Origin of the sequence: Nocardioides sp., assembly GCF_036401255.1 — a bacterium.
GTDB lineage: Bacteria > Actinomycetota > Actinomycetes > Propionibacteriales > Nocardioidaceae > Nocardioides.
In genome coordinates this window covers 1-4,058 of the sequence record NZ_DASWVI010000079.1, presented here as the reverse complement: position 1 = coordinate 4,058, position 4,058 = coordinate 1, and the positions used below count along the sequence as shown (strand labels likewise).

Genomic DNA, 4,058 nt, shown 5'->3' with positions numbered 1-4,058 from the left:
CGATCGGCCCGGGCCGCGCGCACACCGCCGACGGCGACGTGCGAGCCGGGACCGTGGTGCGGGCGACCGAGGGCTACACGCCCTCGCTGAGCGGCGAGGAGCGCACCGTCGTGCCGGTCTACTCGCTGATCATCGCGACCGAGCCGCTGTCGCCGGCGACATGGGACGAGATCGGGCTCGCCCGCCGGGAGACCTTCACCGACCACCGCCACCTCATCGTCTACGGGCAGCGGACCGCGGACGATCGGCTCGTCTTCGGCGGCCGCGGCGCGCCGTACCACCTCGGCTCCCGGATCCGGCCGGAGTACGACCGCGACGAGGCGGTGTTCGCGCGTCTGTACGCGACGCTCGTCGACCTGTTCCCCGTGCTCGCCGGCACCCGGGTGACCCACGCGTGGGGCGGGGCGCTCGGCATCGCGCGCGACTGGTGGGCCTCGGTCGGGCTCGATCGGGAGACCGGACTGGCCTGGGCCGGCGGGTACGTCGGCGACGGGGTCAGCACGACCAACCTGGCCGGCCGGACGCTGCGCGACCTCGTGCTCGGGCGGGACACCGACCTGACCCGGCTGCCCTGGGTCGGGCACCGCTCCCCCGCCTGGGAACCGGAGCCGTGGCGCTGGCTGGGCATCAACGCCGGCCTGCGCGCGATGACCCTCGCCGACGCGGAGGAGTCCGTCACCCGGCTGCCCAGCGTGGTGGGGCGGCTCGTCTCACCCCTGCTGCACTGACGAGCTCACCCCAGGCCGTTGGCGGCCGTGTCCGCGGGCTTCGTCGTCGCGTGCACCCAGGCGTCGAAGAACCCGCCCAGGTCCTGGCCGCTGACCTGCTCGGCGAGCGCCTCGAACTGCTCGGTGCTGCCGTTGCCGTCGGCGTGGTCGGTCACCCAGCGCCGGATCAGCTGGCCGAAGGCGTCGTCGCCGATCCGGTTGCGCAGCGCGGAGAGGGCCATGCCGCCGCGCTCGTAGACGAAGCCGGCGAAGATCGGGCCGACGCAGTCCTCGTGGTCGGCGCAGGGGTCGGCGACCTCACGGCTCCAGAACGCGTCGTCGGACGGGATGTCGCCGTACTGGTCGCGCAGGAGCTCGTCGGTGGTCGGCCCGCCGTGGGTCTCGCCGTAGTAGTCCTCGAAGTAGGTCGCCCAGCCCTCGTTGAGCCAGATGTCGCGCCAGCTCGCGATGGCCACGGAGTCGCCGAACCACTGGTGGGCCAGCTCGTGGACCACGATCCGCACCGCACCCTGGCCATCGCCCAGGAACGGGTACGTCGGCCGGGTCTGGTTCTCGAGCGCGAAGCCGACGGGCAGGGCCGTGGTGAGCCCGCCGGTCTGGGCGAACGGGTAGGGCCCGATGACCCTCTCGAGCCAGCGCACGAGGTCCGGCGTGCGCTTCATCAGTCCCATCGCGACGCGCTGCGACGCGGTGCCGAGGCCGTCCGAGACGGCGACGTACCACGGCCGCCCGTCCGCGCGGCCGTGCGCGACCTCGTAGGACCCGGCCGCGAAGAACGCGAGGTACGGGACCATCGGCTCGGCCGCCTGCCAGGTCGTGGTGGCCAGACCGCCGCGCACGGTCCGCGCGACCCGGCGACCGTTGCCGATGACCTGCTTGGTCTTCGGCACCGTGATCGACATGCGCACGCGGGCCTTGTCCAGCGGGTGGTCGTTGGCCGGGAACCACCACGGCGCCATGTGGGGCTGGTTCATCGCGACGACCTCGTGGGCCTCGGCCAACCAGTTGCTCTCCCCCGCATAGGAGTACTTCCCCGGGCGTCCCGCGTAGCGAACGACGACGCGGACGACGTCACCGGCCGTCACCGGGTGGTGGACGACCAGCTCGTGGTGGGTCTTGTCGAACTCGGCGGCACGGCCGTCGACCGACACGGCCCGCACCGGCAGCAGGAAGTCGAGGTTGAAGGTCGACAGCGTCTCGGTCGCCCGCAGGGTCACCGCGGTCCACCCCGACAGCCGGCCCTCGCGGAACCGGTAGCGGTCGTGGATGTCGTAGGAGCGCACGTCGATGCCGCCGTTGCCGTCGAGCGGGAAGTACGGGTCGCCGATGCCGGCGGCTCCGTGCGGCGCCTCCTCCCCACCGGTGGCCGGGGAGGACGAGGCGAGCGGGGACACGACCAGGGCCGCGGCGCACAGCGCGGCGAGACGACGGAGCACGCGAGCAACCTAACCGACCGGCCCCGCGTTAATTCGGTTGCCGGTCGCGATCGCGTGGCCCGACACTCGTTCCAGCCGTCCGGCAGGCTGCCGGGTGCCCGAGCGAGAGGAGCGTGACATGTCGACGACTGTCCTTGGCCTGTCCGCAGACCAAACCCTCTCGATCTCCTGGAGCACCCACCGCGATGTCTCACGACTTCACGCAGTACCTGCCCGACCCCGCTGCTGACCCGCAGCCCGATCTCGACCCCTCGTTCGTCTTCGACTTCACCGCGTACGACGAGCCCGACGACGACACCCAGCGCTGGTCCACCTGGCTCAGCGTCGAGCCGCTGTGCCGCGGCCCGGAGCCGCGCCCCGACTGGGTCGTCACCTCTCAAGCCGCCCTCGACACCGAGCTCGGCATCCTCAAGACCGGCAAGGAGGCCGACGCCTACCTGCTCGAGCGCGCCGTCCCCGGGAGCGACGCGGTCGGCGAGTCCGTCGTCATGGTCGCCAAGCGCTACCGCAGCACCGAGCACCGCACGTTCCACCGGGCCGCGTCCTACACCGAGGGCCGCAGCGTCAAACGATCCCGCGACCAGCGTGCCCTCAAGCGCAAGAGCACCTGGGGCAAGGTCGTCGCGACCAGCGAGTGGGCGGTCTCGGAGTGGGACGCCCTCAAGCGGTGCTGGTCGCTCGGGCTGCCGGTCCCCTACCCCGTGCAGATCGACGGCACGGAGATCCTCATGGAGTGGATCACCGACGAGGACGGCGAGAGCGCGCCCCGGCTCGCCCAGACCCGACCCGAGCCGGCGCTGCTGGCGTCGTACTTCGACCAGCTGCGCGAGGCGCTGGCCACGATGGCCGGGCACGGGATCGTGCACGGCGACCTGTCGGCGTACAACCTCCTCGCGGCCGGCGAGCGGCTGGTGATCATCGACCTGCCGCAGATCGTCGACCTGACCGGCAACGTCAACGGCATGGACTTCCTGATGCGCGACTGCGCCAACGTGGCCGGCTGGTTCCGCTCGCGCGGCCTGCCAGTCGACGAGCAGGAGCTCTTCGGCGAGCTGATGGCCCACGCCTTCTAGCGGCGTTCTAGGTTGTCCGGGTGAAGAGCACCCGCGGCCGCGTCGTCCACGTCGAGACCCTCGCGGAGCTCGACCGGCGTCTCGCCGCGGGTGCCACCGCCCTGCGGGGCTGGCGGGTCCGCGGCGTCGACCTCACCGGCCGGCACGAGACCCTGGCCGCGCTCGACCTCGCCGGGGCGACGTTCCTGGGCTGCGCCTTCGCGCCCGGCGACGAGGCGATGGCGCGCGCCGCCGGGGCGCTCGTGCTGCCGGCGATCCCGGACACACCGGTCGACACGGCACGGACGGACCTCTACACGCCGGAGGAGCTGTACGACGGCGTCGAGTACTCCGACTCGCTCGACGCCCGCGCGTACGCGTGGTCGCAGCGACCCGCGACCCGGGACAAGGCCCTGGCGCGGGCCCTCCACGACCACGCGATCGACCTGGCCCTGGAGACCTGGGTCGAGGGCCGTCACCTGGTCGGCGTCATGGGCCGGCACACGGCCGACCGCCGCGACCCGGCGTACGGCGACGCGGCCCGCCTGGGCGCCGCTCTCGGCGGCACCCGGGTGGTCGCCACCGGTGGCGGTCCCGGTGCGATGGAGGCGGCGAACCTCGGCGCGTGGCTGGCGCGGCAGCCCGACGCGCTCGACGAGGCGCTGTCGATGCTGGCCGCGGTCCCGTCGTACCGGCCGTCGGTGGGCGCGTGGTCCGAACGCGCCTTCGACGTGCTCGACCGGTTCGCGGACGGGACCGACTCCCTCGGCATCCCCACCTGGCACTACGGGCACGAGCCGCCGAACGTGTTCGCGACCGCGATCGCGAAGTACTTCCGCAAC

4 protein-coding genes are annotated in these 4,058 nt (G+C 72.9%); 3 read left to right on the top strand and 1 reads right to left on the bottom strand.

Annotated features, from left to right (window positions below; all coding sequences use genetic code 11):
- The coding region (locus VGD85_RS03620; protein ID WP_331062085.1) for an FAD-binding oxidoreductase at nt 1-728 on the top strand (728 nt) is incomplete at its 5' end.
- A 5-nt stretch (nt 729-733) separates the two neighbouring features.
- Here the strand turns inward: VGD85_RS03620 and VGD85_RS03615 are convergent.
- Entirely contained in the window at nt 734-2,164 is a 1,431-nt protein-coding gene (locus VGD85_RS03615) for a M1 family metallopeptidase (RefSeq protein WP_331062084.1), read from the bottom strand.
- 185 nt (nt 2,165-2,349) lie between these two features.
- Between VGD85_RS03615 and VGD85_RS03610 the strand changes: the two genes are divergently transcribed.
- On the top strand, nt 2,350-3,237 hold the full coding sequence (locus VGD85_RS03610) for a serine protein kinase RIO (RefSeq protein WP_331062083.1): 888 nt from the start codon (nt 2,350-2,352) through the stop codon (nt 3,235-3,237).
- Nucleotides 3,238-3,257: 20 nt separating this feature from the next.
- A partial coding sequence (locus VGD85_RS03605) for a Rossmann fold nucleotide-binding protein (protein ID WP_331062082.1) occupies nt 3,258-4,058 on the top strand: 801 nt, incomplete at its 3' end.